Source organism: Pseudomonas sp. UBA6699, from assembly GCF_002454615.1.
Classification (GTDB): Bacteria; Pseudomonadota; Gammaproteobacteria; order Pseudomonadales; family Pseudomonadaceae; genus Aquipseudomonas; species Aquipseudomonas juntendi.
On record NZ_DKJF01000077.1, the window covers coordinates 43,125 to 67,584 of the forward strand.

Genomic DNA, 24,460 nt, shown 5'->3' on the forward strand with positions numbered 1-24,460 from the left:
TTCGCGGGCATGCCCGCTCCTAGAGGTTAAGCGCGACCTTCTCTGTGGGAGCGGGCATGCCCGCGAAGGGCCGCAAAGCGGCCCAGGCTTTATCAGGCCATCAAGCCTGCACAGGCGCCGCCAGCTGCTGCCCCATGCGCACGGCAGACCCGGCACCCAGGCTCTCGGCCCACTTCACCTGCTGCGGCCCGAACAACACGATGGCCGTCGAACCCAGCTTGAAGCGCCCCAGCTCGGCACCTTTCTCCAGGTGGATCGGCGCACGGCTGGCGTCGTCGTAGCGGAAGGTCTTCAGCTCACGCTTGGGCGGCGTTACCAGGCCGGCCCACACGGTCTCGATCGAAGCAACGATCATCGCACCCACCAGCACCACGGCCATCGGCCCGCGTTCGGTGTCGAACAGGCAGACCACCCGCTCGTTGCGGGCGAACAGCTCGGGCACGTTTTCGGCAGTGGTCTGGTTGACCGAGAACAGTCGGCCCGGCACGTAGACCATCTCGCGCAGGGTGCCGGCCAGCGGCATGTGCACGCGGTGGTAGTCCTTGGGCGACAAGTAGATGGTGGCGAACTCACCGCCCATGAACGGGGCGGCCAGCGCCGGGTCACCGCCCAGCAGCTCCTGCGCGCTGAAACCATGGCCTTTGGCCTGGAAGATGCGGCCATGCTCGATCGGGCCAAGCTGGCTCACGGCGCCGTCGGCGGGGCACAGGATGGCGCCCGGGGTTTCATCCAGCGGGCGGGCGCCCGGCTTCAGGGCGCGGGTGAAGAATGCGTTGAAGTGCTCGTAGGCGCTCAGGTCCTCGACCAGCGCCTGGCTCATGTCGACCTGATAGCGCTTGGCGAACCAGGCGGTGAAGGCGTTCTTGAACCAGCGCACGCGGCACTCGGCGACGCAGCCGGCCAGCCGCGACAGCAGGTGGTGCGGCAGCAGGTACTGGCTGATGATGAACAGACGGGATTTCATGCAGGTTCCTTAAACTTCTACAGGCGTGTCCGGGTGGTTGCCCCATTCGCTCCACGAGCCGGCATAAGCCTTGACGCGTGGGTAGCCGAGGGCCTTGGCCACCAAATAGGTGAAACCGGAACGGCGGTGGGACTGGCAATGGGTAACCACCTCCTTGTCGGGGGTGATGCCCAGGCTTTGCAGCACTTCGGCGATATCCCTGCGGATCCGCAGGTGGTCGTTGAGGTCCATGCCGGCGGTCCACTCGAAGTTGACCGCACCAGGGATGTGGCCGCCCTTGGCCGACAACACTTTTTCGCCGTTGAATTCCTGTGGGGCGCGGGCGTCCCAGATCACCAGGTCATCGGCGCCCAGGCGGCTTTGCAGGTACTCGCGGGTGGCTGTAGGTGCAGTGTCGAGGTGCAGGTGCACCGGGGCGGTGCCGCTTGCGGGCACTTCGGTAGACAGCTTGTCGGCTGGCCAGGCCTGGATACCGCCATTGAGGTAGTGGTAGCGCGTATGGCCGATCACGTCGAGCAGCCAGATGAAACGCCCCGCCCAACCACCGCCTTCATCGTCATACACCACGTAGACGGCATCATCGCGGTGGCCGAGTTCGCTGAACAGTTTTTCCAGTTCGCCCAGGGGCGGCAGCAGACCAGGGGCCGGTGGCTGGCCGAGCTGGGTGCGCTTGCCCTCGACAAAGCGGGCGCCGGGGATATGCCCGCAGACATAGCGGTTGGCGCTGCTCAGGTCGACCAGGATCAACTGCGGTGAATCCAGGCGCGGCAGCAGGTCTGCAGCTTCGATCACCAGGGGCAGGCCGGAAAAGTCGGTCATCCACGGTCTCCAGAGTGGAAAGAGGAGCGATTGTAGCGCAAGGCTCAGGCTTTGCGGTTGGCGAACAGCGACAGTGCCCGCTCGATGCATTGCACGGTTTTGCCGAAGGCTTGCACGCTGATATCGGCCATGGGCCTGCAAGCCTGGTCGGCCACCAGCAGCATGAGCACCTGATCGTTCACCGCCAGCGAGCGCAGCAGCACATGCTCACTGCGGAACAGGGCGCGCAGCGGGGCTGGCAGCAGCGCGGCGAACTGGCTGTGGTTCTGCGGGGTGATGCGCAGCTGCCCGGCCTGGCTCATCAGCTTTTGCAGCAGTTTGTTCTGCGCCACCTGCAGGGCGAGGCCCGCGGCCTCCTTGGGCAAGCCGGCGGTCTGCTGCACGCGCAGGGTGTCGGTGCTCTTGTCCAGGCTCAGCAGCATGATGCGTTGCATGCCGCAGGCCAGCAGGGCCTCTTGTGCCTGGGTGGCCAGGTGCACGGTATTGGTGAACGGGCTGGGTTGCGCCAGCAGGTGCTGGCACAGTGTGCGCCAGCGCGCCAGCTCTTCACTGCTGGGCGGTGGCACCGCCAGCATGTCCGGGTGCGGGCGGCGCTGGTGCCACGGCCATATCAGCGCCTCGGCCGGGTGGAACAGTGCATGCCGGGCATGGCGACGGGCGCTGGCGGCCGCCTGCTGGTGAACTTGCTGCTGCACGTCTTCCAGCGAAGTCTGCAGGTACAGGGCGGTCAGCAGCTGCCAGCGTAACAGGTGCGGGTTGTCCCAGCCGACCTGCGCCGCCAGGGCCAGGTTGTTGGCCAGCAATACGGTATTGGCCGGCTGGTTGAACCAGCGCCGCAGGCCGGGCTCTGCGTCCAGGCGGTGTTGCTGGCTGAGCAGGTCTTCGTCGCGGGCGATGCTCAGCACCTGGGCCAATTGCTCGCGCTCTTCCAGCAGCAGGCGGTAACCCTGGGTCACCCACTGCGGCAGGCGCCAGTATTCGGCCGTGGTCTGGCACAGCGCCATTATGCGCACGCCAAACAGTTCTTCCTCGACATGGGCGGCCTCTTCACCCTTGTGGATCACCCGCAGCTCCCAGGTGTCGAGCAGCTTCGGGTAGGCCAGTGCCAGCGGCCAGAGGGGCGACAGGAACAGCAGGCTACCCCAGTGGATTTCCTGCCACAGCCGGGCCAGGCGGCTGGCGAACAGGCCGCTGGCCTGCTGTGCTGCGTGCTGGCTGATCATCTGGAACTGGCACAGAACCGGCGGGATTTCTTCAACAGGCACTGCCGGCAGGCGCTTGAGCAACAGCTCGCTGCGCTCCAGGCCGAGCCGGTTGAGGGCCACTTCAAGGCTTTCGGCCGGTTCGGCCATGCTGGCGTTGGTGGCGTGGTTGGCTTCACGCATCACCGACAACACCAGCGCCGGGCTATCTTGCATCAGTTCGGCGATGTCGCGCAGCGAGCGGCGGCTATCGTGGATGGCCGCCATGACCCGGTCGTAGCTGTGCTTCGGCACCGGGATGCGAACACTCTCGAGCAGCTTGACCCAGGCCTCTAGCGTTCGCGGAGCCTGAGCGGGCACCTTGGTTTCAATTGGCATTTTGACATCAGTCCGAACTGGCTTTTCGCATTGTGTGGCTATAGTCTGGCGCAGTTCTGCCGATAAGTAGAAGAAGAGTTTTACAGCTCTCGTCTCTTCCCCTGACCACGACAGCAAGTGCTTTGAACCTATGGCTAAAATTATCGGCATCATCGTCGTATTCGCGAGCGTGCTCGGCGGCTACGTGCTTTCCCACGGCAAGATCGCGGCGCTGATCCAGCCGTTCGAAGTACTGATCATCGGCGGTGCGGCCTTTGGTGCATTCCTGCAGGCCAACCCTGGCTACATGACCATGCACGTCATCAAGAAGTCGATGAAGATGTTCGGCTCGCGCTTCAGCCATGCGTTCTACCTTGAAGTGCTGGGGCTGGTGTACGAAATCCTCAACAAGAGCCGTCGCGAAGGCATGATGGCCATCGAGGCCGACATCGAAGACGCCGCCGCCAGCCCGATTTTCGCCAAGTACCCCACGGTACTGGCCGATGAGCGCATGACCGCGTTCGTCTGCGACTACCTGCGCATCATGTCTACCGGCAACATGGCCCCGCACGAGCTCGAGGGCCTGTTCGACATGGAGCTGCTGAGCATGAAGGAAGAGCTTGAGCACCCGTCCCATGCAGTGACCGGCATCGCCGATGGCATGCCCGGCTTCGGTATCGTAGCGGCGGTGCTGGGTATCGTGGTGACCATGGCCTCGCTGGGCGATGGGGACCAGGCGGCCATCGGCATGCACGTGGGTGCGGCGCTGGTCGGTACGTTCTTCGGTATTCTCGCGGCCTACGGCTTCTTCGGCCCGCTGGCCAAGTGCCTGGAGCACGACGCCAAGGAAGAGCTGAACCTGTACGAGTCGATCAAGGCATCGCTGGTGGCCTCGGCTTCGGGCATGCCGCCGTCGCTGGCGGTCGAGTTCGGGCGCAAGGTGCTGTACCCCAAGCACCGCCCAAGCTTCGCCGAGCTGGAACAAGCGGTTCGCGGTCGCTGATTCATGGAGAACAATCAGCCCATCATCGTCAAGCGCGTCAAGCGCTTTGGCGGCGGCCACCACGGTGGCGCCTGGAAAATCGCCTTTGCCGACTTCGCCACGGCGATGATGGCGTTCTTCCTGGTGCTGTGGCTGTTGTCCACGGCCACGCCTGAACAGAAGATCGCCATTGCCGGTTACTTCCAGGACCCGATCGGGTTCTCCGAAAGTGGTACGCCCTACGTCATCGACCTGGGTGGTTCCCCCGAAATGGCGCCGGACAAAACCATCAACCCGGAAGTGAAAACCGAGCCGACGCAGCCGTCGCCCACCCAGCTGGACAAGGACCAGGTGGAGACCATGGCCGAGCAGGTCGAGCGCGAGCGCCTTGAGTTGCTGTTGCAGGAGCTGCAGAACAAGGTCGAAGAGAACCCGCAACTGCAGAAGTTCAAGGACCAGATCCTGTTCGAGATCACCCAGGATGGCCTGCGTATCCAGATCATGGACGCCGAGAACCGTCCGATGTTCGATATCGGCAGTGCGCGCCTGCAGCCATATTTCGAAGACATTCTGTTGGCCATGGCCGACACCATCAAGGCAGTGCCCAACAAGATCAGCATCAGCGGCCACACAGACGCCAAACCGTATGCCGGCACTGGCGAGTTCGGCAACTGGGAGCTGTCGGCCAACCGCGCCAATGCCGCACGCCGGGCATTGGTGGCAGGTGGGTACCCGGACGGCCAGGTGGCTCGGGTGGTGGGGTATGCATCGTCATCGCTGTTCGACCGCAAGAACCCGTTCAACCCGGTAAACCGCCGCATCGACATCATCGTGCTGACCAAGAAGGCCCAGCGCAACATCGAGGGTGAGCAGGGCGAACAGGGTGCACCGCAAGCGCCGGCAGCCCCGCCTGCGGTTCCGCCGGCCAGTGGCGCGGCGCCCGGTGCCGGGGCCGATCAGGCGCCGATGCAACCACGTGAACTGCGCCAGAAGCTGAACATCTTCGAGGATGGCACGCTGAAGATGGACGAGAGCAAGGAGCAGTAGGCCCCGCGGAACCTTGCACGGCGTTTTGCAGGGCCGTGCAGGTGGGCCTCAGCGCGGAGGAAGGCTTACAGCCCGGTCAGTAGCTGTCTTCCGTCAGGCTGGCGATGATCGAGCGGTAGCTGTTCATGCGTTGCTGCGAGATCCGGCCATCGTCCAGCGCCTTGAGCAACGCGCAGCCTGGCTCGCGGTCATGTTTGCAATCGCGGAAGCGGCAGGTGCCGAACAGGTCGCGGAACTCGATGAAGCCATCCTCCACATCGCTGCGGCTGACGTGGCCAAGGCCGAATTCGCGGATGCCCGGCGAGTCGATAAGGTCGCCGCCATTGGGGAAATGGTACAGCCGCGCGGTGGTGGTGGTGTGGGTGCCCTGGCCCGACCATTCCGACAGGTCGCCGACGCGGGTGCCGGCCTCTGGCAGCAGGCTGTTGACCAGCGAAGACTTGCCCACACCCGACTGGCCGACGAACACGCTGATGTGCCCGTCAAGTTGCTGCTGCAGGCGTTGCATGCCATCACCGTGGTGGGCAGATACCTCCAGCAGCGGGTAGCCCAGCTCGCGGTAAACCTCCAGCAGCGCCTGCAGGCCGGGGCCGTTCTCGGCGTTGATCAGGTCGGCCTTGTTCAGCAGCAGCAGCGGGCGCAGGCCTGCATGCTCGGCAGCGACCAAGTAACGGTCGATCAGGTTCGGGTGCGGTTCCGGGGCCGGGGCAAACACGATCACGATGAGGTCGACGTTGGCTGCGACCGGTTTCAACTGGCCATGGTTGTTTGGCCGGCACAGTTCGGTGCTGCGTGGCATCTGCGCCACGATCACGCCTATGCCCTGGTTGCCTGCACGCCATACCACGCGGTCGCCAGTGACCAGTGCTGGCAGGTTGGCGCGCAAGTGGCAGCGGAACACCTGGCCTGCAACGTCGCCATCCTGGGCCTCCACCTCGACCTGCACGCCAAAGTGGGCAATCACCAGGCCAAGTTGTTCCGGCCCCAGGTCGCCACCTTCCAGTTCCTGCAGCACATGCTGCTCGCGTTTGGCCGCGCGAGCAGCACGCTCGCCCTGGATTTTTTCGATGCGCCAGTTCTGGCGGCGATTGAGCTGGCGTTTGGCCATGAACATTCCGTGAGAAGGGCCCGGGTCAGGGCATTGAAAACGGCAGGCAGTTTAGCACGCCAGGCGTTGCACCATTGCCCTTACCTTGTGGCGGTGAATGGGCGTGGCTGGGCCACTAGGCTAATATGACGGGCTATATGAGGAGCTTCTGCATGCAAAACCCACAGAACCTGATCTGGATCGACCTGGAAATGACCGGCCTCGATCCGGACAGCGACGTCATCATCGAAATGGCCACCATTGTCACCGACAGCGAGCTGAACACCCTGGCCGAAGGCCCGGTGATCGCCATCCACCACAGCGATGAAGTACTGGCCCGCATGGACGAGTGGAACACCCGCACCCATGGCGCGTCTGGCCTGACCCAGCGGGTGCGCGACAGCAAGGTCGGCATGGCCGAGGCCGAGGCCCAGACCATTGCATTCCTCGAACAGTGGGTGCCCAAAGGCAAATCGCCGATCTGCGGCAACAGCATCTGCCAGGACCGTCGCTTCCTCTACCGGCACATGCGCAACCTGGAAAACTACTTCCACTACCGCAACTTAGATGTCTCGACGCTGAAAGAACTGGCAGCGCGCTGGGCGCCGGACGTGCGTGACAGCTTCAAGAAGGGCAATACGCACCTGGCGCTGGACGACATTCGCGAATCGATTGCCGAGTTGCGCCACTACCGCGAACATTTCATCAAGGTGTGAACCGTTACGGCGCAGATATTCTGGCTGCGCCCCCTTTTGGTGCCTTGGGCAACTGGTTAGACTGCGCGCCTTTCCGGCACGGACCCGCACCATGTTGCTGATGCTCTACCTCATTGCCATCACTGCCGAAGCCATGACCGGTGCGTTGTCTGCCGGGCGTCGCGGCATGGACTGGTTCGGCGTGGTGCTGATCGCCTGTGTTACCGCCCTGGGTGGCGGGTCGGTGCGCGATGTGTTGCTCGGGCACTATCCGCTGACCTGGGTGAAACACCCTGAGTACCTGGTATTGACCAGCTTTGCTGCTCTTTTGACCATTTTCATCGCGCCAATGATGCGCCGCCTGCGCTCGCTGTTCCTGGTGCTAGACGCACTGGGGCTGGTGGCGTTTACCCTGATTGGCTGCATGACGGCGCTGGAAATGGGGCAGGGCATGCTGGTGGCTTCGATCAGCGGGGTGATCACGGGGGTGTTCGGTGGGATCTTGCGCGATATCTTCTGCAACGACATCCCGCTGGTGTTCCGCCGCGAGCTGTACGCCAGCGTGTCGTTCGCCGCGGCGTGGTTCTACCTGGGCTGCGTGTATTTCAAGGTGCCGGCGGAGCAGGCGATGCTGCTGACCCTCTTTGGTGGGTTCCTGGTGCGCTTGCTGGCGATTCGTTTCCATTGGGAAATGCCCAAGTTCCACTACAACGACCAGCAGTAAACCTGCCCCAGGCCCGGCGCGGTCCCTGTAGGAGCGGGCATGCCCGCGAACACCGGCGCAGCCGGTGCATCCACCGAGTTGCCAAATTCGCGGGCGCGCCCGCTCCCACAGTGGGCCGTGTAGCTATTGAATGCCGTGCCGGGCCAGCGCCCACTCGACATGCTCGCGCACCAGCTCCGAGGCATCCTCGCGCCGCGCCTTCAGCGCCTCGATCACCGGTATCGTCGGCGGCGCATTGCCCAAGCCCACCGCCAGGTTGCGCAAGAACCGCTCATAGCCTGCCCGGCGTAGCGGCCCGCCCTCGGTCTTGCGCAGGAAAGTACGCTCATCCCACAGGAACATCTGGGCCAGCTCGGCATTCTCCAACCCATGCCGCGGCTGGAAATCCTGCTCCTGGCTGTGCTTGGCGAAGCGGTTCCACGGGCAGACGATCTGGCAGTCGTCGCAACCGAATACACGGTTACCCATCATCGAGCGCAGTTCGACAGGAATCGGCCCTCTCAGCTCGATGGTCAGGTACGAGATGCAACGCCGCGCGTCCAGTACATAGGGCCCGACGAACGCCTGGGTCGGGCAGATGTCCAGGCACGCCTGGCAACGCCCGCAATGTTCACTGGTGGTGGCTTCGTCCACCGGCAACGGCAGGTCAACGAACAGTTCGGCCAGGAAGAAGTAACTGCCGGCCTTGCGGTTGAGCAGCAGGGTGTTCTTGCCGATCCAGCCCAGCCCGGCCTGCTCGGCCAGGGCCTTCTCCAGCACTGGGGCACTGTCGACGAAGGCGCGGTAGCCGAACGGGCCGATGGCTTGCTGGATACGGTCTGCCAGGAATTGCACGCGCTTGCGCACCAGCTTGTGGTAGTCACGGCCCAGGGCGTAGCGTGATACGTAGGCTTTTTCCGGTTGCGCCAGGCGTTGCGCCATCTGCGTATCGCCGGGCAGGTAGTCCATGCGCAGCGAGACCACGCGTACCGTGCCGGGAATCAGTTGGTCGGGGTGCGCCCGTTTGCTGCCATGGGCACCCAGGTACTCCATTTCGCCCTGGTAACCGGCGTCTAGCCAGCGTTGCAGGTGCTGTTCGTGTTCGCCAAGGTCGACCCCGGCGATGCCGACGTGGGCAAAACCGAGTTCCTGGCCCCATATCTTGATCGATTGGGCCAGTTGGGCGAGGTCAGGTGTAGAGGCAGGCATGGATGGGCAAGGCAATACGGGCTCAGGTGCGTATAATTCTGCCAGACATTGGAGCCTTTGACCCCATGCCGCAGACCAAACACCCTGGCAACACTCTACAACTGCTCAGCAGCGTGACTGTCGCACACCTGCCGGCACGGCACCCGCATGCGCACAAAGGCGACTTCGGCCATGTGCTGGTAGTGGGCGGCGACCTGGGCACCGGTGGCGCTGTGCTGCTCAGCGCCGAAGCCGCCTTGCGCTGCGGCGCCGGCCTGGTCAGCGTGGCGACCCGGCCCGAACATCTACCCGCGAGCCTGGCCCGCCTGCCTGAGGTGATGTGCCTGGGGGTACAGTCGGCCAACCAGTTGGTCGGCGTGCTGGAGCGCGCCACGGTACTGGTGGTGGGCCCTGGCCTTGGGCAGGCTGCCTGGGGCCGGAGCCTGTTGTCGGCAGTGGCGAACGCCGAGCGCCCGCAGGTATGGGACGCCGACGCCCTGAATTTGCTGGCAGGCACCCCATTGGCCCTGCCCAGCGGTAGCATTCTCACCCCTCACCCCGGGGAAGCGGCGCGGCTTCTGGGCATTTCCACCGAAGCGGTGCAGGCCGACCGGCCGGGCGCTGCGCGCAAGCTGGCGCGGCGCTACAACAGTGTGTGCCTGCTCAAAGGGGCAGGTACCCTGGTGGCGCACCCGTCCGGCCAGTTGATGCTGTGCGAGCGCGGGCACCCGGCCATGGCCGGCGCGGGCTTGGGCGATGTGCTGACCGGGGTGCTGGCGGCGTTGCTGGCCCAGGGGCTGGACGCCTGGAGTGCCGGCTGCCTGGGTACCTGGCTTCACGCCTGTGCCGGTGAGCGTCTGGGGGTTGAAGGCAGGGGCCTGGCGGCCAGCGATCTGGCGCCGGTCATTCGAGCGTTGTTGGAGGAGCATTCTGCGTGTGTGGCTTAAATCTGTTTCTGGCCGATGAAGCGGCTACAGTCGACTTTGGTGCAAAAATGGCCGAAGTGACCGGTGGTCGCGGTGTCATTTTCCTGGAAGGCGACCTGGGCGCGGGTAAAACCACGCTCTCGCGTGGCCTGATCCGTGGCCTGGGCCATACTGGTGCAGTGAAAAGCCCGACGTTCACCGTGGTCGAACCCTACGAGATCGGCGCTGTCCGAGCTTTTCACTTCGACCTGTATCGGCTGGTCGATCCGGAGGAGCTGGAGTTCATGGGGATTCGTGACTATTTCGAGGGCGACCCGTTGTGCCTGTTCGAGTGGCCACAAAAGGGTGCGGGCGTTTTGCCAAAGCCCGACCTGACCATTACCATAAGCCCCCAAGCGGGCGGACGCTCGCTGAACCTGTCGCCGCAGGGGGCTCGCGGCGAGGCCTGGTGCGTGGCACTGGCCAAACACTATAAACAGTAAGTGGGGTAGGTATGCGCATACGCGCACTGGTCGCCATCGTTGGGCTGCTGCTGACAACGGTGACCGTTGACGCTCTGGCCGTCACTCAAGTCAAGAGCGTGCGCCTGTGGCGCGCGCCAGACAACACGCGGCTGGTCTTCGACCTGTCTGGCCCCGTGCAGCACAGCGTCTTCACCTTGAGCGCACCGGATCGCCTGGTTATCGACATCAATGGCGCGACCTTGGCGGCGCCATTGAAAGTGGCGACTTCCAACACGCCGATCAGCAGCGTGCGTTCGGCCCAGCGCACGCCGACCGACCTGCGTGTGGTCGTTGACCTGAAGAAGTCGGTCACCCCCAAGAGCTTTACCCTGGCGCCCAATGCCCAGTACGGCAACCGCCTGGTGGTCGACCTGTACGATCAGGAAGCCGATGCCATCGCGGCCATGGCGCCAACCCCACCACCGACCCCAGTGCAAACGCCTGCCACCACGCCAGCGGTCCCGGTCACGCCGACCCAGCCAGCCATCAAGCTGCCGCCGGTACCTAGCGGCAAGCGCGACATCGTCATTGCCATCGACGCCGGTCATGGCGGCGAGGACCCGGGTGCTTCCGGCTCGCGCGGCCAGCATGAAAAAGACATCGTGCTGCAGATCGCCCAGGAGCTGCAGCGCCAGATCAACACGGAAAAGGGCTTCCGCGCCGAACTGACCCGCACCGGTGACTACTTCATTCCGCTGCGCAAACGCACCGAAATCGCCCGCAAGAAGGGCGCCGACCTGTTCGTTTCGATCCACGCCGACGCCGCGCCGTCCAAGGCTGCGTTCGGCGCATCGGTGTTTGCCCTGTCCGACCGTGGCGCTACCTCCGAAACCGCACGCTGGCTGGCAGACACGGAAAACCGTTCCGACCTGATCGGGGGCGCCGGCAACGTCAGCCTCGACGACAAGGACCGCATGCTCGCGGGTGTGCTGCTCGACCTGTCGATGACGGCCACGCTCAGCTCCAGCCTGAATGTCGGGCAGAAAGTGCTGGGCAACATGGGCCGCATCACCTCGCTGCACAAGCAGCGTGTGGAACAGGCTGGCTTCATGGTGCTGAAGTCGCCCGACATTCCGTCGATCCTAGTCGAGACCGGGTTTATCTCCAACGCCAGTGAGGCGGCCAAGCTGGCCAGTCGCAGCCATCAGCAAGCGCTTGCGCGGTCGATTCATACCGGGGTGCGCCAGTTCTTCCAGCAGAACCCGCCGCCTGGCACCTATATCGCCTGGCTGCGTGACACCGGCAAGATTGCCGCCGGCCCACGTGAGCACACGGTGCGCCCAGGCGAAACCCTGGCAATGCTGGCGGTGCGCTACCAGGTCAGTGTGGCCAGCTTGCGCAACACCAACAGCCTGAAGTCCGATGAGCTGAAGGTCGGCCAGCGTCTGGATATCCCTGCCACCACATTGGCTTCGCAATGAGTGGTGGTTCGCGCATCCAGCTGCTCAGCCCGCGGCTGGCCAACCAGATCGCCGCTGGCGAGGTGGTCGAGCGGCCGGCCTCGGTAGCCAAGGAACTGCTGGAAAACAGCCTGGACTCCGGAGCCCGGCGCATCGATGTGGAAGTGGAGCAGGGCGGCGTCAAGCTGCTGAAGGTGCGGGATGATGGCAGCGGTATTTCTGCCGACGACCTGCCGCTGGCGCTGGCCCGTCATGCCACCAGCAAAATCCGTGAGCTGGAAGACCTTGAAGGCGTATTGAGCCTGGGGTTCCGTGGCGAAGCCCTGGCCTCGATCAGCTCGGTGGCGCGCCTGACCCTGACCTCGCGTACTGCCAGTGTCACAGAAGCCTGGCAGGTTGAAACCGAAGGCCGCGACATGCTCCCGCGGGTGCAGCCGGCGGCCCACCCGGTGGGTACTTCGGTCGAAGTGCGTGACCTGTTCTTCAATACCCCGGCGCGGCGCAAGTTCCTCAAGGCCGAGAAAACCGAGTTCGATCACCTGCAGGAGGTCATCCGGCGCCTGGCGTTGGCGCGTTTCGACGTCGGCTTCCACTTGCGTCACAACGGCAAGAGCATCCTCAGCCTGCACGAGGCCCATGATGAAGTGGCGCGTGCGCGGCGGGTGGGTGCCATCTGCGGCCCGGGCTTCATGGAGCAGGCGCTGCCGATCGACGTCGAGCGCAACGGCCTGCGCCTGTGGGGCTGGGTTGGGCTGCCGACCTTCTCGCGCAGCCAGGCCGACCTGCAGTACTTCTTCGTCAACGGCCGTGCGGTGCGCGACAAGCTGGTGGCCCACGCCGTACGCCAGGCCTACCGTGACGTGCTGTTCAACGGCCGGCACCCGACCTTTGTGCTGTTCCTTGAACTGGAACCCAACGGCGTCGATGTCAACGTGCACCCGACCAAGCATGAAGTGCGCTTCCGCGAAGGGCGTTCGGTGCACGACTTCCTGTACGGCACCCTGCACCGGGCCCTGGCCGATGTGCGCCCGGAAGACCAACTGGCCGCCCCGGCTGCGGTGCCTGAAGCGATGCGCGCCACTGGCCAGCAGGCCGGTGAGTTCGGCCCGCAGGGGGAAATGCGCCTGGCTTCGCCTGTGCTCGAGCAGCCACGTGCGCCGCAACACACCGCCAGCAACGGCGGTAGTGGTGCCGGTTACCAGTACCAGTACACCCCGCGGCCCTCGCCACCGCTGCCGGCGGCCGAGGCGCAGGCGGTGTACCGCGAGTTTTACAAGCCGCTGGACAATGGCGCCGCCCCGGCAGCCACCCTGCCGGAAAGCCAGGGCGACATTCCGCCGCTGGGTTACGCGCTGGCGCAGCTGAAGGGTATCTACATCCTGGCCGAGAACGCTGTCGGCCTGGTGCTGGTCGATATGCACGCCGCCCACGAGCGCATCATGTACGAGCGCCTGAAGGTAGCCATGGCCAGCGAGGGCCTCAGCGGCCAGCCGCTGCTGGTGCCGGAAACCCTGGCCCTGAGCCAGCGCGAAGCCGACTGCGCCGAAGAGCACGCGCAGTGGTTCCAGCGCCTGGGCTTCGAACTGCAGCGGCTGGGCCCGGAAACCCTGGCCATCCGCCAGATCCCGGCTTTGCTCAAGCAGGCCGAGGCCAACCGCCTGGTGCAGGATGTGCTGGCCGACCTGATGGAATACGGCACCAGCGACCGTATTCAGGCCCACCTCAACGAGCTGCTCGGCACCATGGCCTGCCACGGTGCGGTACGCGCCAACCGGCGCCTGGCCATTCCCGAGATGAACGCCCTGCTGCGCGATATGGAAAACACCGAGCGCAGCGGCCAGTGCAACCACGGCCGTCCCACCTGGACCCAGATGGGCCTGGACGACCTGGACAAACTTTTCCTGCGCGGTCGATGAAATGAGCGGCAAGCCCCCAGCGATATTCCTCATGGGTCCGACGGCCGCCGGCAAGACCGACCTGGCCATCGAACTGACCAAAGTGCTGCCGTGCGAGCTGATCAGCGTTGATTCGGCGCTGATCTACCGCGGCATGGACATCGGCTCGGCCAAACCGTCGAAAGCAGTCCTTGCCGCCCACCCGCATCGCTTGATCGACATCCGCGACCCGGCCGAAAGCTACTCGGCCGCGCAGTTTCGCACCGACGCCCTGCAGGCCATGGCCGAGATCAGCGGGCGCGGCAAAATCCCGCTGCTGGTCGGCGGTACCATGCTGTATTACAAAGCGTTGGTCGACGGCCTTGCCGACATGCCAGCGGCCGACGCGGGCGTGCGTGCCGAGCTTGAAGCCCAGGCGGCGGCCTTGGGGCTGGGCGAGTTGCACCGCCAACTGGCCGAGGTCGACCCGGTGTCGGCGGCGCGCATTCACCCCAACGACCCGCAGCGGTTGATCCGCGCCCTGGAGGTCTACCGGGTGAGCGGTGAGAGCATGACGGCCCACCGGCAACGTCAATTCGCTGAAAGTCGCGGCGCAGACGCAGGCGCTGGCGGGCATTTGCCCTATACTGTCGCCAGCTTGGCGATTGCTCCTACAGATCGTCACATTTTGCATCAGCGAATTGCGTTACGATTTTCGCAGATGCTGGAACAGGGCTTTATCGACGAGGTCCGATCACTGCGAGCCAGAAGTGACTTGCACGCCGGGTTACCGTCTATACGGGCAGTGGGGTATCGGCAAGTCTGGGATTACCTGGACGGCAAGCTGTCAGAGAGTGAAATGCGTGAACGCGGTATCATCGCGACCCGGCAGCTGGCCAAACGGCAGTTCACCTGGTTGCGTGGCTGGCCTGACGTACACTGGCTAGACAGCCTGGCCTGCGACAATCTGTCCCGCACCTTGAAATACCTGGGGCCCATCTCCATATTGAGCTGAGTCCCTGCTGATTGCCGTCTATTCTTGCGAAGGGGCGGCCTAATTTATCGATTTCATTGATTTTCTATTATTTATCCTTACAGGAGTGCGGCATATGTCAAAAGGGCATTCGCTACAAGACCCTTACCTGAACACTTTGAGAAAAGAGAAGGTCCCGGTTTCCATTTACCTGGTCAACGGCATCAAACTGCAGGGTTCGATCGAGTCGTTCGACCAGTTCGTGGTACTGCTGAAGAACACCGTGAGCCAGATGGTCTACAAGCACGCCATCTCGACCGTGGTGCCAGCCCGTCCGGTTCGCCTGCCAAGCCCGTCCGATTCCGAGCACGGTGACAGCGAGCCAGGCAACGCCTGATAGGAGCCTGCATTGTTCTTTGAGCGCCACGGTGGTGGTGAGCGGGCGTTGCTCGTTCACTTGGAAGGTCAGAACCCTGAGGCGCGCGAAGACCCGCAGGAGTTTCAGGAACTGGCATTGTCGGCCGGTGCCGACATCATTTCGCTGGTCACGGTGACAAGGCATCAGCCTTCCGCTAAATACCTGATTGGCAGTGGCAAGGTCGAAGAGCTGCACGACCTGGTCCATGCCGAACAGGTAGACCTGGTGATTTTCAATCACACCCTCACGCCCAGCCAGGAGCGCAACCTTGAACGTGTGTTCGAGTGTCGTGTGCTCGACCGCACCGGGCTGATCCTCGATATCTTCGCCCAACGGGCGCGTACCCATGAAGGCAAGCTGCAGGTCGAACTGGCCCAGCTGGAGCACATGAGCACGCGGTTGGTGCGTGGCTGGACTCACCTAGAGCGGCAAAAAGGGGGTATCGGCCTGCGCGGCCCGGGTGAAACCCAGCTGGAAACCGACCGGCGCCTGTTGCGCGTGCGCATCCGCCAGATCAAGTCGCGCCTGGAAAAGGTCCGTAGCCAGCGCGAGCAGGCACGGCGCGGGCGCAAGCGTGCAGACATCCCTTCGGTGTCGCTGGTGGGTTACACCAACGCCGGCAAGTCCACGCTGTTCAACGCCCTGACCGAATCCGAGGTGTACGCCGCGGACCAGCTGTTCGCTACCCTCGACCCGACCTTGCGCCGGCTCGAGCTCAACGACCTTGGCCCGATCGTGCTGGCCGACACCGTGGGCTTCATTCGCCATTTGCCGCACAAGCTGGTCGAGGCATTTCGCGCTACGCTCGAAGAGTCGAGCAACTCCGACCTGTTGCTGCATGTGATCGATGCCCATGAGCCCGAGCGCATGGAACAGATCGAGCAAGTGCTGGCGGTTTTGGGCGAGATTGGCGCCGAAGGCTTGCCGATCCTCGAGGTGTATAACAAACTCGACCTGCTCGAAGATGTCGAGCCGCAGATCCAGCGCAATGCCGATGGCAAGCCGGAACGGGTCTGGGTATCGGCACGCGATGGGCGTGGCCTGGAGCTGGTCGGCCAGGCGATTGCCGAGTTGCTGGGGGAAGATCTGTTTGTCGGTACCCTTTGCCTGGAGCAGCGTTTTGCCCGCTTGCGCGCGCAATTCTTTGCCTTGGGTGCGGTGCAGAGTGAAGAGCATGATGAAGAAGGGCGCAGCCTGCTGAGCGTGCGACTGCCCATGGTCGAACTGAATCGCCTGGTCAGCCGCGAAGGCATGGAGCCGCAAGTGTTTGTCGAGCAACACACTTTGCAATAAATGCCCGTCGAGGTCGCCGGGCAGCAGTGACAGGCATTCTGTAGCATTGGACGGCGCGCCGTGGGCGCGTCTTTGCTTTATCAGATGGAGAGCGCTATGGCTTGGAACGAGCCGGGTGGCAACTCGAACAATCAGGATCCCTGGGGCGGCCGCCGTGGTGGCGGTGGCGGCGGTGGTGACAAGAAAGGTCCGCCGGATCTGGACGAGGCCTTCCGCAAACTGCAGGACAGCCTCAATGGCATGTTCGGCGGCAAGAAGAAACGTGGCGGCGGTGACCGCAACATCGGCAAGGGCGGTGGCTTCGGTCTGCTGGGCATCGGCCTGGCGGTGCTGGCTGCCATCTGGCTGTACAACGCCGTGTATGTGGTCGACGAGCAGGAGCAGGCCGTGGTGCTGCGCTTCGGCAAGTACTATGAAACGGTCGGTCCCGGCCTGAACATCTACTTCCCGCCAATCGATCGCAAGTACATGGAGAACGTCACGCGTGAGCGTGCCTACACCAAGCAGGGCCAGATGCTGACCGAAGACGAGAACATCGTCGAGGTGCCGCTGACCGTGCAGTACAAGATCAGCAACCTGCAGGACTTCGTGCTCAACGTCGACCAGCCTGAGGTGAGCTTGCAGCACGCCACCGACAGTGCCTTGCGCCACGTGGTGGGTTCCACCTCGATGGACCAGGTACTGACCGAAGGCCGTGAGCAGATGGCCGTGGATATCCGCGAGCGCCTGCAGCGCTTCCTCGACAACTACCGCACGGGTATCACCGTTACCCAGGTCAACGTACAGAGCGCGGCAGCCCCGCGTGAAGTGCAGGAAGCCTTCGATGACGTGATCCGTGCCCGTGAAGACGAGCAGCGCGCCCGCAACCAGGCCGAGTCCTATGCCAATGGCGTGGTGCCGGAAGCCCGTGGTCAGGCGCAGCGCATCATCGAAGACGCCAACGGCTACCGCGACGAAGTCATCGCCCGCGCCAAGGGTGAGGCCGATCGCTTCAGCAAGTTGCTCGGCGAGTACCGCAAGGCACCTGACGTGACCCGCCAGCGTCTGTACCTGGAGACCATGCAAGAGGTCTACAGCAATTCGAGCAAGGTCATGGTGGCAACCAAGGATGGGCAGAACAACCTGCTCTACCTGCCGCTGGACAAAATGGTCGAAGGCAGCCGCAACGCGTCCGCGCCAACCACCAGCGTATCGCCATCGGCCAACGATGCGGCCGCGCGTGCGGCGCAGGACATGCAACAGCAACAGCAGCCGCTGCGCACTAGGGAGAGCCGCTGATGAGCAACAGATCGCTGATCGCCCTGATCGCCGCCGTGGTCCTGGCCATCGTGGCCTGGAACAGCTTCTATATCGTGTCCCAGACCGAGCGTGCAGTGCTGCTGCGCTTCGGTAAGGTGGTCCAGGCAGATGTTCAGCCAGGCCTGCACGTGAAGATCCCGTACGTGAACCAGGTACGCAAGTTCGACGCCCGCCTCATGACCCTCGACGCCCCGACCCAGCGGTTCCTGACCCTGGAGAAGAAAGCGGTGATGGTCGACGCCTACGCCAAGTGGCGCGTCAAGGACGCCGAGCGCTTCTATACCGCCACGTCGGGCATGAAGCAGATCGCCGACGAGCGGCTTTCGCGTCGCCTGGAAAGCGGCCTGCGTGACCAGTTCGGTAAACGTACCCTGCACGAGGTGGTTTCCGGTGAACGCGACGCGCTGATGGCTGACATCACCGCATCGCTGAACCGCATGGCCAACAAGGAGCTGGGCATCGAGGTGATCGATGTGCGCGTCAAGGCCATCGACCTGCCGAAGGAAGTCAACCGCAGCGTGTTCGACCGCATGAGTACCGAGCGTGAGCGTGAAGCCCGCGAGCACCGCGCCAAGGGTAACGAGCTGGCCGAAGGTATTCGTGCCGACGCCGACCGCCAGCGCCGTGTGCTGCTGGCCGAAGCGTACCGCGAAGCGGAAGAAACCCGCGGTGACGGCGACGCCCAGGCGGCCGCCATCTATGCCAAGGCCTACACCCAGGACGCGGACTTCTATGCGTTCTACCGTAGCCTGCAGGCGTACCGCGAAAGCTTCTCGAGCAAGAGCGACGTGCTGGTCCTGGATCCGAAGAACGAGTTCTTCCGCTTCCTGGACAAGAGCAAGCCGTAATGCTCAGGCCCTGATTTTCATGCGGCAGCGCTCCGCCTGGCAGCTAAAACACCAGGCGGGGTGCATCCTGAATGAAAAGGGGTGTATCATGAGGCAGCCGGGAAATTTCCCGGCTTTTTTGCGTCTGCAAGGTTGATTGGCACAGCGCCGGTTGACGGTTTGCTCAGCTCGCAAGGCAATTCGAGGGTATCGGGTACGGTGGCTGCGCTGGGATCAGTGCTGCCCGCTGCTGTGCGCGATACCGGCTTTACTGACGGCTCGCCTGCTGGCAAGCCGCCCGGACCAGAGGGGAAATGGCGTAATGGCAACGGTAGACCGCTGGCTGCTGCCAGATGGCATCGAGGAAGTACTGCCACCTGAGGCTGCGCGTATCGAGATCGCGCGCCGCCAGGTGTTGGACCTGTTCCAGGGTTGGGGCTACGAACTGGTCGTCACCCCGCATATCGAGTACCTGGAGTCGCTGCTGACCGGCGCCGGCCAGGACCTGGACCAGCGCACCTTCAAGGTGGTGGACCCGCAGTCCGGCCGCCTGATGGGCTTCCGCGCCGACTTCACCCCGCAGGTGGCCCGTATCGACGCGCACACCTTGCGCCGTGAAGGCCCAAGCCGGTTGTGCTATGCCGGTAGCGTGCTGCACGCCCAGCCGCGCGCACTGTCCACCTCGCGCAGCCCGATCCAGCTGGGTGCCGAGCTGTACGGCGATGCCAGCCCTACCAGCGACGTCGAAGTCATCAGCCTGATGCTCGCCACGCTGCAACTGGCTGACGTGCCGGACGTACACATGGACCTTGGCCACGTCGGCATCTACCGCGGCCTGGCCCGTGCGGCCGGCCTGTCCGGGGCAGTGGAGCAGCAGTTGTTTGACGCGCTGCAACGCAAGTCGGTCGATGAGGTGCAAGCCTTGACTGCCGACCTGCCCAAGGACCTGGGCAACATGTTGCGTGCGCTGGTCGAGCTGTGCGGTGGCCGTGAAGTGCTGAACGAAGCGCGCGTGCGCCTGGGGCGCGCCCCGGCCAGCGTGCTGGCCGCGTTGGACGACCTGCTGGCGATCGCGGACCGGCTGGCGTCGCGCTACCCGGAACTGCCGCTGTACTTCGACCTCGGTGAGCTGCGCGGTTACCACTACCACACCGGTGTGGTGTTCGCCGTGTTCGTGCCGGGCGAGGGGCAGTCCATTGCCCAGGGCGGGCGCTATGACGACATCGGCGCCGATTTTGGCCGGGCACGCCCAGCCACAGGTTTCTCCACGGATTTGAAGACCCTGGTCACACTGGGGCGAGCGGAGGTCGTATTGCCGACTGGCGGCATCTGGATGCCCGACAGTGGCGACGCGGCCCTCTGGCAGCAAGTCTGCCAGTTGCGCAGCGAGGGCCAGCGTGTGGTTCAGGCTCTGCCTGGCCAGCCGTTGAGTGCTGCTCTCGAGGCGGATTGTGATCGGCAATTGATTCAGCAAGATGGGCGCTGGCAGGTTCTGCCGCTGGCCCAGTGAGTTTCTGCGTCGGCAACAGGCCGGCAACCAAGTTTGCGTGAATGAGGACCAATGTAATGGGTAAGAATGTCGTCGTCCTGGGCACCCAGTGGGGTGATGAGGGCAAAGGCAAGATCGTCGATCTGCTGACCGAACATGCTGCCGCCGTAGTGCGCTACCAGGGTGGCCACAATGCGGGCCACACCCTGGTGATCAACGGTGAAAAAACCGTTCTGCACCTGATTCCGTCTGGCATCCTGCGTGAAGGCGTACAGTGCCTGATCGGCAACGGCGTGGTCGTTGCCCCGGATGCGCTGATGCGTGAAATCACCAAGCTGGAAGAGAAGGGCGTACCGGTGCGCGAGCGCCTGCGCATCTCCCCGGCAGCGCCGCTGATCCTGTCGTACCACGTAGCCCTGGACCAGGCCCGTGAAAAAGCCCGTGGCGAAGCCAAGATCGGCACCACTGGCCGCGGCATCGGCCCAGCCTACGAAGACAAGGTCGCCCGCCGCGGCCTGCGCGTGGGTGACCTGTTCCACCGCGAGCGTTTCGCTGCCAAGCTCGGTGAGCTGCTGGATTACCACAACTTCCAGCTGGTGAACTACTACAAAGAGCCGGCCATCGACTTCCAGCAGACTCTGGACGAGTGCATGGCCTACGCCGAACAGCTCAAGCCGATGATGCTCGACGTCACCGCCGAGCTGCACAACCTGCGCCGCGCCGGCAAGGACATCATGTTCGAGGGCGCCCAGGGTTCGCTGCTGGACATCGACCACGGTACCTACCCGTACGTCACCAGCTCCAACACCACGGCTGGTGGTATCTCCACCGGTTCCGGCGTGGGCCCGATGTACCTGGACTACATCCTGGGCATCACCAAGGCCTACACCACGCGCGTGGGCTCCGGTCCGTTCCCGACCGAGCTGTTCGACGAAACCGGCGCTACCCTGGCCAAGCGTGGCCACGAATTCGGCTCCACCACCGGCCGTGCTCGCCGTTGCGGCTGGTTCGACGCCGTGATCCTGCGTCGCGCCATCGACGTCAACAGCATCTCGGGCATCTGCCTGACCAAGCTGGACGTGCTCGACGGCCTGGAAACCATCAACATCTGCGTTGGCTACAAGAACGAGAACGGTGCCGTCATCGACGCACCTTCCGATGCCGACAGCTACATCGGCCTGGAGCCGGTGTACGAAGCGATGCCAGGCTGGAGCGAGTCGACCCTGGGCGTTAAAACCCTGGAAGAGCTGCCGCAGGCTGCACGTAACTACATCAAGCGCATCGAAGAGTTGGTCGGCGCCCCGATCGACATCATTTCGACCGGCCCGGACCGCAACGAGACCATCGTCCTGCGCCATCCGTTCGCCTGATCTGCCCTCCAGGCTGATCTGACGCCGTGGCCCTGAAAGGGGCTGCGGCGTTTTTGTTTGTGGCGTATGCCTGCCTTGAGCGCTGTGGGCTTTCTGTGGAAGCTGGCTTGCCGGCGATAGGACCAGCCCAGGCAACCCCGTTGCTCAACCTTGGCGCATATCCCTGCTCCCCCCGGCACAACCCTTGCTGTAAGAAACATCTGACGATGCCATCAAAATAGTGGCGCCAGAAAACACGAGGGTTACAACGTGTCTGCCATCCTCTCACTGTTACGAAGCCGCCTTCTGCGGCCTGTGTTTGTTGCCCTTGGTATCGCGCTTTTGGTGCAGGTACTGGTTGCCGTTGCCCTCACCCGCAGCACGGTGACTGCCCTTGAGGCCGACCTTGGCGAGCGGCTGGGTAATGACAGCCGCCAACTCGCCAGCGAGCTGGAGCAAGCCGGGCAGGATGTACGTTCGGGCCTCGACGGCCTGTCCAGTAGCACTCGCCAGCGCCTCAGCGCAGGGTTGGCGACGCGCCTGCAAAGCGAGCAGCAGCAACTGCGCAGCACCCTGGAGAAGAACCTCAAGGATTCGGCCAGCGACATGGCCGAGTTACTGGCCTCGGTCGCCCCGCGGGCGATCTGGGATAACGACGTGCCGGTACTCTCCGACTTCGCCCGCCGCGCCCAGCGCAATCCCAATGTGCTGTTCGTGATCTACGACGACGCCCAGGGGCAGCACCTGACCCGCTACCTGAACCGGCAAAACCCGATCAACCAGGCGTTGATGGCGAAAGGCCAAGGCGAGCGCGCGCTGGACAAGGTGATCGACGCCGCCCGGCGCGACCCGGCGGTGTACTTCGTGGAAGCGCCGATCAACCCCAATGGTGCGGAAATCGGCAAAGTGGTCATGGGGGTTTCCACCGCAGGCATCGACCAGGAACTCAAGGCCCTTGACCAGCGCTTTTCGGCGCTGATTGCCAGTGGTGAGCAGTTGGTTGGCGACAGCCTGAACGGTGCTGCCGCCGACAGCGGCAACACCCTGCGCGAACGTCTGGAGAAAGCACAGGGCAGTGCAGCGGCAATGCAGGCCAATACCGCGCAGACCGTACGCGATGCCGCTGCCGAGCTGCGTTGGCGCATCGGTCTGGGCTTGGCGGTGGTGGGGCTAGGTGTATTGCTGGTCGTGGCCGTGGTGCTGGGGCGCCGGGTGCTGAGCAAGTTGCGCCTGTTGATAACTGCCCTGAATGACCTTGCGGCCGGCGAGGGCGACCTGACCAAGCGCGTGTCGCTCGACAGCCGCGATGAAATTGGCGACATGGCCTCGGCGGTGAACCGTTTTGTCGACAAGCTGCAGCCAATCGTGCGGGAGGCGGGCGAAGTGGCGCAGCGTACCGGCGTAGAAATAGGCGCGATGGCCCAGCGCAATGCCGGCGCCGATGCTGCTGCCGCGCTGCAGCGTGATGAAGTGGCAGCCAGCCTGCGCGACCTGTCGAGCATGGCTGACGAAGCCCAGGCCGAAAGCCATGCGATGCAGGCGGCTCTGCAGCAGGTGGTGGATATTCGCCAGGCCACCGACGAGAACAGCCGCAGCTCGACCCAGCTGGCGAGCTTGATCGAGAACCTGGCCGGCCAAGTGGAGACGGGCTCCCAGGTGATCGAGCGCCTGGCCAAGCAGAGTGAGCAGATCGAAGTGGTGCTGACGGTTATTCACGGCATCGCCGAGCAGACCAACCTGCTGGCCTTGAACGCCGCCATCGAGGCGGCCCGGGCAGGCGAGACCGGGCGCGGGTTTGCCGTGGTGGCCGATGAGGTGCGGGCGCTGGCGAGCAAGACACAAAGCTCCACTGGCGATATACAGTCGCACATCGCCGCGTTACAGAAGGGCGCCAAGGAGGCCGTGGCTACTATCAGCCAGGCCGGGCTCAAGGCCAGTGAAGGCCTGTTGGTGCTGCGCGACAACGAACGTCGCCAGCAGTCGGTGCAGGCTGCGGTGGAGCAAGTTCACGCGGCCATTGGTTTGGCGACTCGCGCTGCCGAACAACAGGCCCATGGCGCACAGGCGGTGCGGGGGCGGGTGGAGAACATCCATGCCCAGGCCGAACGCTCGGCTGAGGTGGTGATGCAGACCACGGCCAGCAGCAAGGTGCTGGATGACTTGGCGGCTCAGCTACGCGCCAGCCTGGGCCAGTTCCGGGCCTGAATCCTGCGCAGTCTCTTCTTGTGGGAGCGGCCTTGCGTCGCGAAAGGACCGCAAAGCGGTCTCAGGATATTCGCGTAAACACATCCATTGCTGGGGCCGCTTCGCGGCCCTTTCGCGACACAAGGCCGCTCCTACAGCGAGTCATGTTGCTATGCTGTCAGCGACACATGACAAAGGGAGTTGCTCATGTCCGCCCAATTGGTCGCCGCCCAGGCAGACCTCGATTTTCTCCACAGTGCCAGCAGACAGCTCACTGCCCCGATGACCGCCCTGCAAGCCTACTGCGCCATGACCTCGGATGTTCCCGCCTGGCTGGCCAAGGCCTTCCGCATTCGTGACTTCATCTCGCGTCGATTCAATGTCGCCGATATCCATGGCTTCACTCCCCAGAATCCTGGGCATGTGCCAGCCGACGGCGAGCATCTGGACTTCTTCACTGTCGAGGCCATCAGCGACCAGCAACTGGTGCTGACGTCGCGCGATACGCACTTGGCGGTGATGGTCTGCATGGATGTGAATGGGCAGCGCTTGAAAGTGACCACGTCGATGCGGTGTTTCAATGCCTTTGGCCGGCTGTACATGCTGCCGGTTGGCCAGGTACATGGCCTGATCGTGCGTCGGATGTTGGCGAATTTGTAGACAGCGCTGAATATGAAGGTGAAACATTCATTTACGTGATCAAGTCTGCATCTTCCTCAAAATTGTAGGGTATTTCCCAAATAGGTCTCGTTAGAATGTTTGCTGTTGCAGCGCTAGACGCAGGGAGCTAGTGTCGATCTTGCCTGAAGGCGCTCGGCAAACTTCGCCGCTTTCTTCAGGAACAACCTCAGTACGGCGATGTCGGAACATCGTCGTTATCA

Annotated in this window: 22 protein-coding genes and 1 pseudogene; 18 read left to right on the forward strand and 5 right to left on the reverse strand. The window is 63.7% G+C overall.

Annotation, left to right across the window (positions count from 1 at the left end; genetic code table 11):
• Positions 1–100: 100 nt before the first annotated feature.
• The 3 genes from asd to B3361_RS14740 are packed head-to-tail and all read right to left on the reverse strand — an operon-like array spanning position 101 to position 3,363.
• Entirely contained in the window at positions 101–964 is an 864-nt protein-coding gene (gene asd, locus B3361_RS14730; RefSeq protein WP_029887865.1) for an archaetidylserine decarboxylase, read from the reverse strand.
• 9 nt (positions 965–973) lie between these two features.
• Positions 974–1,783 (reverse strand): rhodanese-like domain-containing protein, encoded by an 810-nt coding sequence (locus B3361_RS14735; RefSeq protein ID WP_054904841.1) that lies wholly within the window; start codon positions 1,781–1,783, stop codon positions 974–976.
• Between the two features lie 44 nt (positions 1,784–1,827).
• Positions 1,828–3,363, reverse strand: a complete 1,536-nt coding sequence (locus B3361_RS14740) for an HDOD domain-containing protein (RefSeq protein WP_054904840.1) — start codon at positions 3,361–3,363, stop codon at positions 1,828–1,830.
• 130 nt (positions 3,364–3,493) lie between these two features.
• On the opposite strand from B3361_RS14740, the gene motA reads away from it, so the two are divergent.
• Together motA and motB are read left to right on the forward strand one after the other, a co-directional pair.
• Positions 3,494–4,345 (forward strand): flagellar motor stator protein MotA, encoded by an 852-nt coding sequence (gene motA, locus B3361_RS14745; RefSeq protein ID WP_009681315.1) that lies wholly within the window; start codon positions 3,494–3,496, stop codon positions 4,343–4,345.
• Between the two features lie 3 nt (positions 4,346–4,348).
• On the forward strand, positions 4,349–5,371 hold the full coding sequence (gene motB, locus B3361_RS14750; protein ID WP_054904839.1) for a flagellar motor protein MotB: 1,023 nt from the start codon (positions 4,349–4,351) through the stop codon (positions 5,369–5,371).
• A 76-nt stretch (positions 5,372–5,447) separates the two neighbouring features.
• On the opposite strand, the gene rsgA is transcribed toward motB, so the two are convergent.
• Positions 5,448–6,479, reverse strand: a complete 1,032-nt coding sequence (gene rsgA / locus B3361_RS14755; RefSeq protein ID WP_009681313.1) for a small ribosomal subunit biogenesis GTPase RsgA — start codon at positions 6,477–6,479, stop codon at positions 5,448–5,450.
• Between the two features lie 152 nt (positions 6,480–6,631).
• Here rsgA and orn point away from each other — a divergent pair, with 152 nt between their 5' ends.
• Entirely contained in the window at positions 6,632–7,174 is a 543-nt protein-coding gene (gene orn / locus B3361_RS14760; protein ID WP_009681312.1) for an oligoribonuclease, read from the forward strand.
• A 91-nt stretch (positions 7,175–7,265) separates the two neighbouring features.
• Positions 7,266–7,877 (forward strand): trimeric intracellular cation channel family protein, encoded by a 612-nt coding sequence (locus B3361_RS14765; RefSeq protein ID WP_003249516.1) that lies wholly within the window; start codon positions 7,266–7,268, stop codon positions 7,875–7,877.
• Positions 7,878–8,000: 123 nt separating this feature from the next.
• Here B3361_RS14765 and queG read toward each other — a convergent pair whose 3' ends face one another.
• On the reverse strand, positions 8,001–9,065 hold the full coding sequence (gene queG / locus B3361_RS14770) for a tRNA epoxyqueuosine(34) reductase QueG (RefSeq protein ID WP_054904838.1): 1,065 nt from the start codon (positions 9,063–9,065) through the stop codon (positions 8,001–8,003).
• A 65-nt stretch (positions 9,066–9,130) separates the two neighbouring features.
• On the opposite strand from queG, the gene B3361_RS14775 reads away from it, so the two are divergent.
• The 14 genes and pseudogenes from B3361_RS14775 to B3361_RS14835 all read left to right on the forward strand — a co-directional run bounded on the left by B3361_RS14775 (position 9,131) and on the right by B3361_RS14835 (position 24,239).
• Positions 9,131–9,991, forward strand: coding sequence for an NAD(P)H-hydrate dehydratase (locus B3361_RS14775; RefSeq protein ID WP_009681310.1), 861 nt, complete (start codon positions 9,131–9,133; stop codon positions 9,989–9,991).
• Complete coding sequence (gene tsaE, locus B3361_RS14780) at positions 9,979–10,452, forward strand: tRNA (adenosine(37)-N6)-threonylcarbamoyltransferase complex ATPase subunit type 1 TsaE (RefSeq protein WP_009681309.1); 474 nt, start codon at positions 9,979–9,981, stop codon at positions 10,450–10,452. The genes B3361_RS14775 and tsaE overlap by 13 nt, the downstream gene beginning before the upstream one ends.
• Positions 10,453–10,463: 11 nt before the next feature.
• Positions 10,464–11,894, forward strand: a complete 1,431-nt coding sequence (locus B3361_RS14785) for an N-acetylmuramoyl-L-alanine amidase (protein WP_054904837.1) — start codon at positions 10,464–10,466, stop codon at positions 11,892–11,894.
• On the forward strand, positions 11,891–13,789 hold the full coding sequence (mutL, locus tag B3361_RS14790; protein ID WP_286920265.1) for a DNA mismatch repair endonuclease MutL: 1,899 nt from the start codon (positions 11,891–11,893) through the stop codon (positions 13,787–13,789). The genes B3361_RS14785 and mutL overlap by 4 nt, the downstream gene beginning before the upstream one ends.
• Position 13,790: 1 nt before the next feature.
• Positions 13,791–14,762: a tRNA (adenosine(37)-N6)-dimethylallyltransferase MiaA gene (miaA, locus tag B3361_RS14795; RefSeq protein WP_009681306.1), complete on the forward strand. Its 972-nt coding sequence runs from the start codon at positions 13,791–13,793 to the stop codon at positions 14,760–14,762.
• A gap of 94 nt (positions 14,763–14,856) precedes the next feature.
• The gene (gene hfq, locus B3361_RS14800) at positions 14,857–15,117 is read left to right on the forward strand and encodes an RNA chaperone Hfq (RefSeq protein ID WP_003258160.1); all 261 of its coding nucleotides are present in this window, start codon (positions 14,857–14,859) and stop codon (positions 15,115–15,117) included.
• A 12-nt stretch (positions 15,118–15,129) separates the two neighbouring features.
• The gene (gene hflX, locus B3361_RS14805) at positions 15,130–16,431 is read left to right on the forward strand and encodes a ribosome rescue GTPase HflX (RefSeq protein WP_009681305.1); all 1,302 of its coding nucleotides are present in this window, start codon (positions 15,130–15,132) and stop codon (positions 16,429–16,431) included.
• Between the two features lie 96 nt (positions 16,432–16,527).
• A complete protein-coding gene (hflK, locus tag B3361_RS14810) occupies positions 16,528–17,709 on the forward strand; it encodes an FtsH protease activity modulator HflK (protein ID WP_009681304.1) in 1,182 nt (393 codons plus the stop codon).
• Positions 17,709–18,578 carry a protease modulator HflC gene (gene hflC, locus B3361_RS14815; protein ID WP_009681303.1) on the forward strand — a complete coding sequence of 290 codons (870 nt, stop codon included), beginning with the start codon at positions 17,709–17,711 and terminating at the stop codon, positions 18,576–18,578. Before hflK ends, hflC begins: the two co-directional genes overlap by 1 nt.
• Before the next feature lie 301 nt (positions 18,579–18,879).
• Positions 18,880–20,067, forward strand: coding sequence for an ATP phosphoribosyltransferase regulatory subunit (locus B3361_RS14820; RefSeq protein ID WP_009681302.1), 1,188 nt, complete (start codon positions 18,880–18,882; stop codon positions 20,065–20,067).
• Positions 20,068–20,123: 56 nt separating this feature from the next.
• Positions 20,124–21,416 (forward strand): adenylosuccinate synthase, encoded by a 1,293-nt coding sequence (locus tag B3361_RS14825; RefSeq protein WP_009681301.1) that lies wholly within the window; start codon positions 20,124–20,126, stop codon positions 21,414–21,416.
• 1,065 nt (positions 21,417–22,481) lie between these two features.
• Positions 22,482–22,742, forward strand: a pseudogene (locus B3361_RS24115) (HAMP domain-containing protein); the annotation flags it as partial.
• Between the two features lie 69 nt (positions 22,743–22,811).
• Entirely contained in the window at positions 22,812–23,600 is a 789-nt protein-coding gene (locus tag B3361_RS24120; protein ID WP_370649526.1) for a methyl-accepting chemotaxis protein, read from the forward strand.
• A 186-nt stretch (positions 23,601–23,786) separates the two neighbouring features.
• Positions 23,787–24,239: a DUF2867 domain-containing protein gene (locus B3361_RS14835; RefSeq protein WP_054904834.1), complete on the forward strand. Its 453-nt coding sequence runs from the start codon at positions 23,787–23,789 to the stop codon at positions 24,237–24,239.
• Positions 24,240–24,460: the final 221 nt, after the last annotated feature.

Bases quoted from the DNA above. Each gene is read 5' to 3' on its own strand.
- B3361_RS14835 (WP_054904834.1), top strand. From the start codon at position 23,787: ATGTCCGCCCAATTGGTCGCCGCCCAGGCAGACCTCGATTTTCTCCAC.
- B3361_RS14740 (WP_054904840.1), bottom strand. From the start codon at position 3,363: ATGCCAATTGAAACCAAGGTGCCCGCTCAGGCTCCGCGAACGCTAGAG.
- hflC (WP_009681303.1), top strand. From the start codon at position 17,709: ATGAGCAACAGATCGCTGATCGCCCTGATCGCCGCCGTGGTCCTGGCC.
- B3361_RS24120 (WP_370649526.1), top strand. From the start codon at position 22,812: ATGGCCCAGCGCAATGCCGGCGCCGATGCTGCTGCCGCGCTGCAGCGT.
- B3361_RS14735 (WP_054904841.1), bottom strand. From the start codon at position 1,783: ATGACCGACTTTTCCGGCCTGCCCCTGGTGATCGAAGCTGCAGACCTG.
- orn (WP_009681312.1), top strand. From the start codon at position 6,632: ATGCAAAACCCACAGAACCTGATCTGGATCGACCTGGAAATGACCGGC.
- B3361_RS14820 (WP_009681302.1), top strand. From the start codon at position 18,880: ATGGCAACGGTAGACCGCTGGCTGCTGCCAGATGGCATCGAGGAAGTA.
- rsgA (WP_009681313.1), bottom strand. From the start codon at position 6,479: ATGGCCAAACGCCAGCTCAATCGCCGCCAGAACTGGCGCATCGAAAAA.
- B3361_RS14825 (WP_009681301.1), top strand. From the start codon at position 20,124: ATGGGTAAGAATGTCGTCGTCCTGGGCACCCAGTGGGGTGATGAGGGC.
- queG (WP_054904838.1), bottom strand. From the start codon at position 9,065: ATGCCTGCCTCTACACCTGACCTCGCCCAACTGGCCCAATCGATCAAG.
- mutL (WP_286920265.1), top strand. From the start codon at position 11,891: ATGAGTGGTGGTTCGCGCATCCAGCTGCTCAGCCCGCGGCTGGCCAAC.
- asd (WP_029887865.1), bottom strand. From the start codon at position 964: ATGAAATCCCGTCTGTTCATCATCAGCCAGTACCTGCTGCCGCACCAC.
- motA (WP_009681315.1), top strand. From the start codon at position 3,494: ATGGCTAAAATTATCGGCATCATCGTCGTATTCGCGAGCGTGCTCGGC.
- B3361_RS14765 (WP_003249516.1), top strand. From the start codon at position 7,266: ATGTTGCTGATGCTCTACCTCATTGCCATCACTGCCGAAGCCATGACC.
- B3361_RS14775 (WP_009681310.1), top strand. From the start codon at position 9,131: ATGCCGCAGACCAAACACCCTGGCAACACTCTACAACTGCTCAGCAGC.
- B3361_RS14785 (WP_054904837.1), top strand. From the start codon at position 10,464: ATGCGCATACGCGCACTGGTCGCCATCGTTGGGCTGCTGCTGACAACG.
- miaA (WP_009681306.1), top strand. From the start codon at position 13,791: ATGAGCGGCAAGCCCCCAGCGATATTCCTCATGGGTCCGACGGCCGCC.
- motB (WP_054904839.1), top strand. From the start codon at position 4,349: ATGGAGAACAATCAGCCCATCATCGTCAAGCGCGTCAAGCGCTTTGGC.
- hflK (WP_009681304.1), top strand. From the start codon at position 16,528: ATGGCTTGGAACGAGCCGGGTGGCAACTCGAACAATCAGGATCCCTGG.
- hfq (WP_003258160.1), top strand. From the start codon at position 14,857: ATGTCAAAAGGGCATTCGCTACAAGACCCTTACCTGAACACTTTGAGA.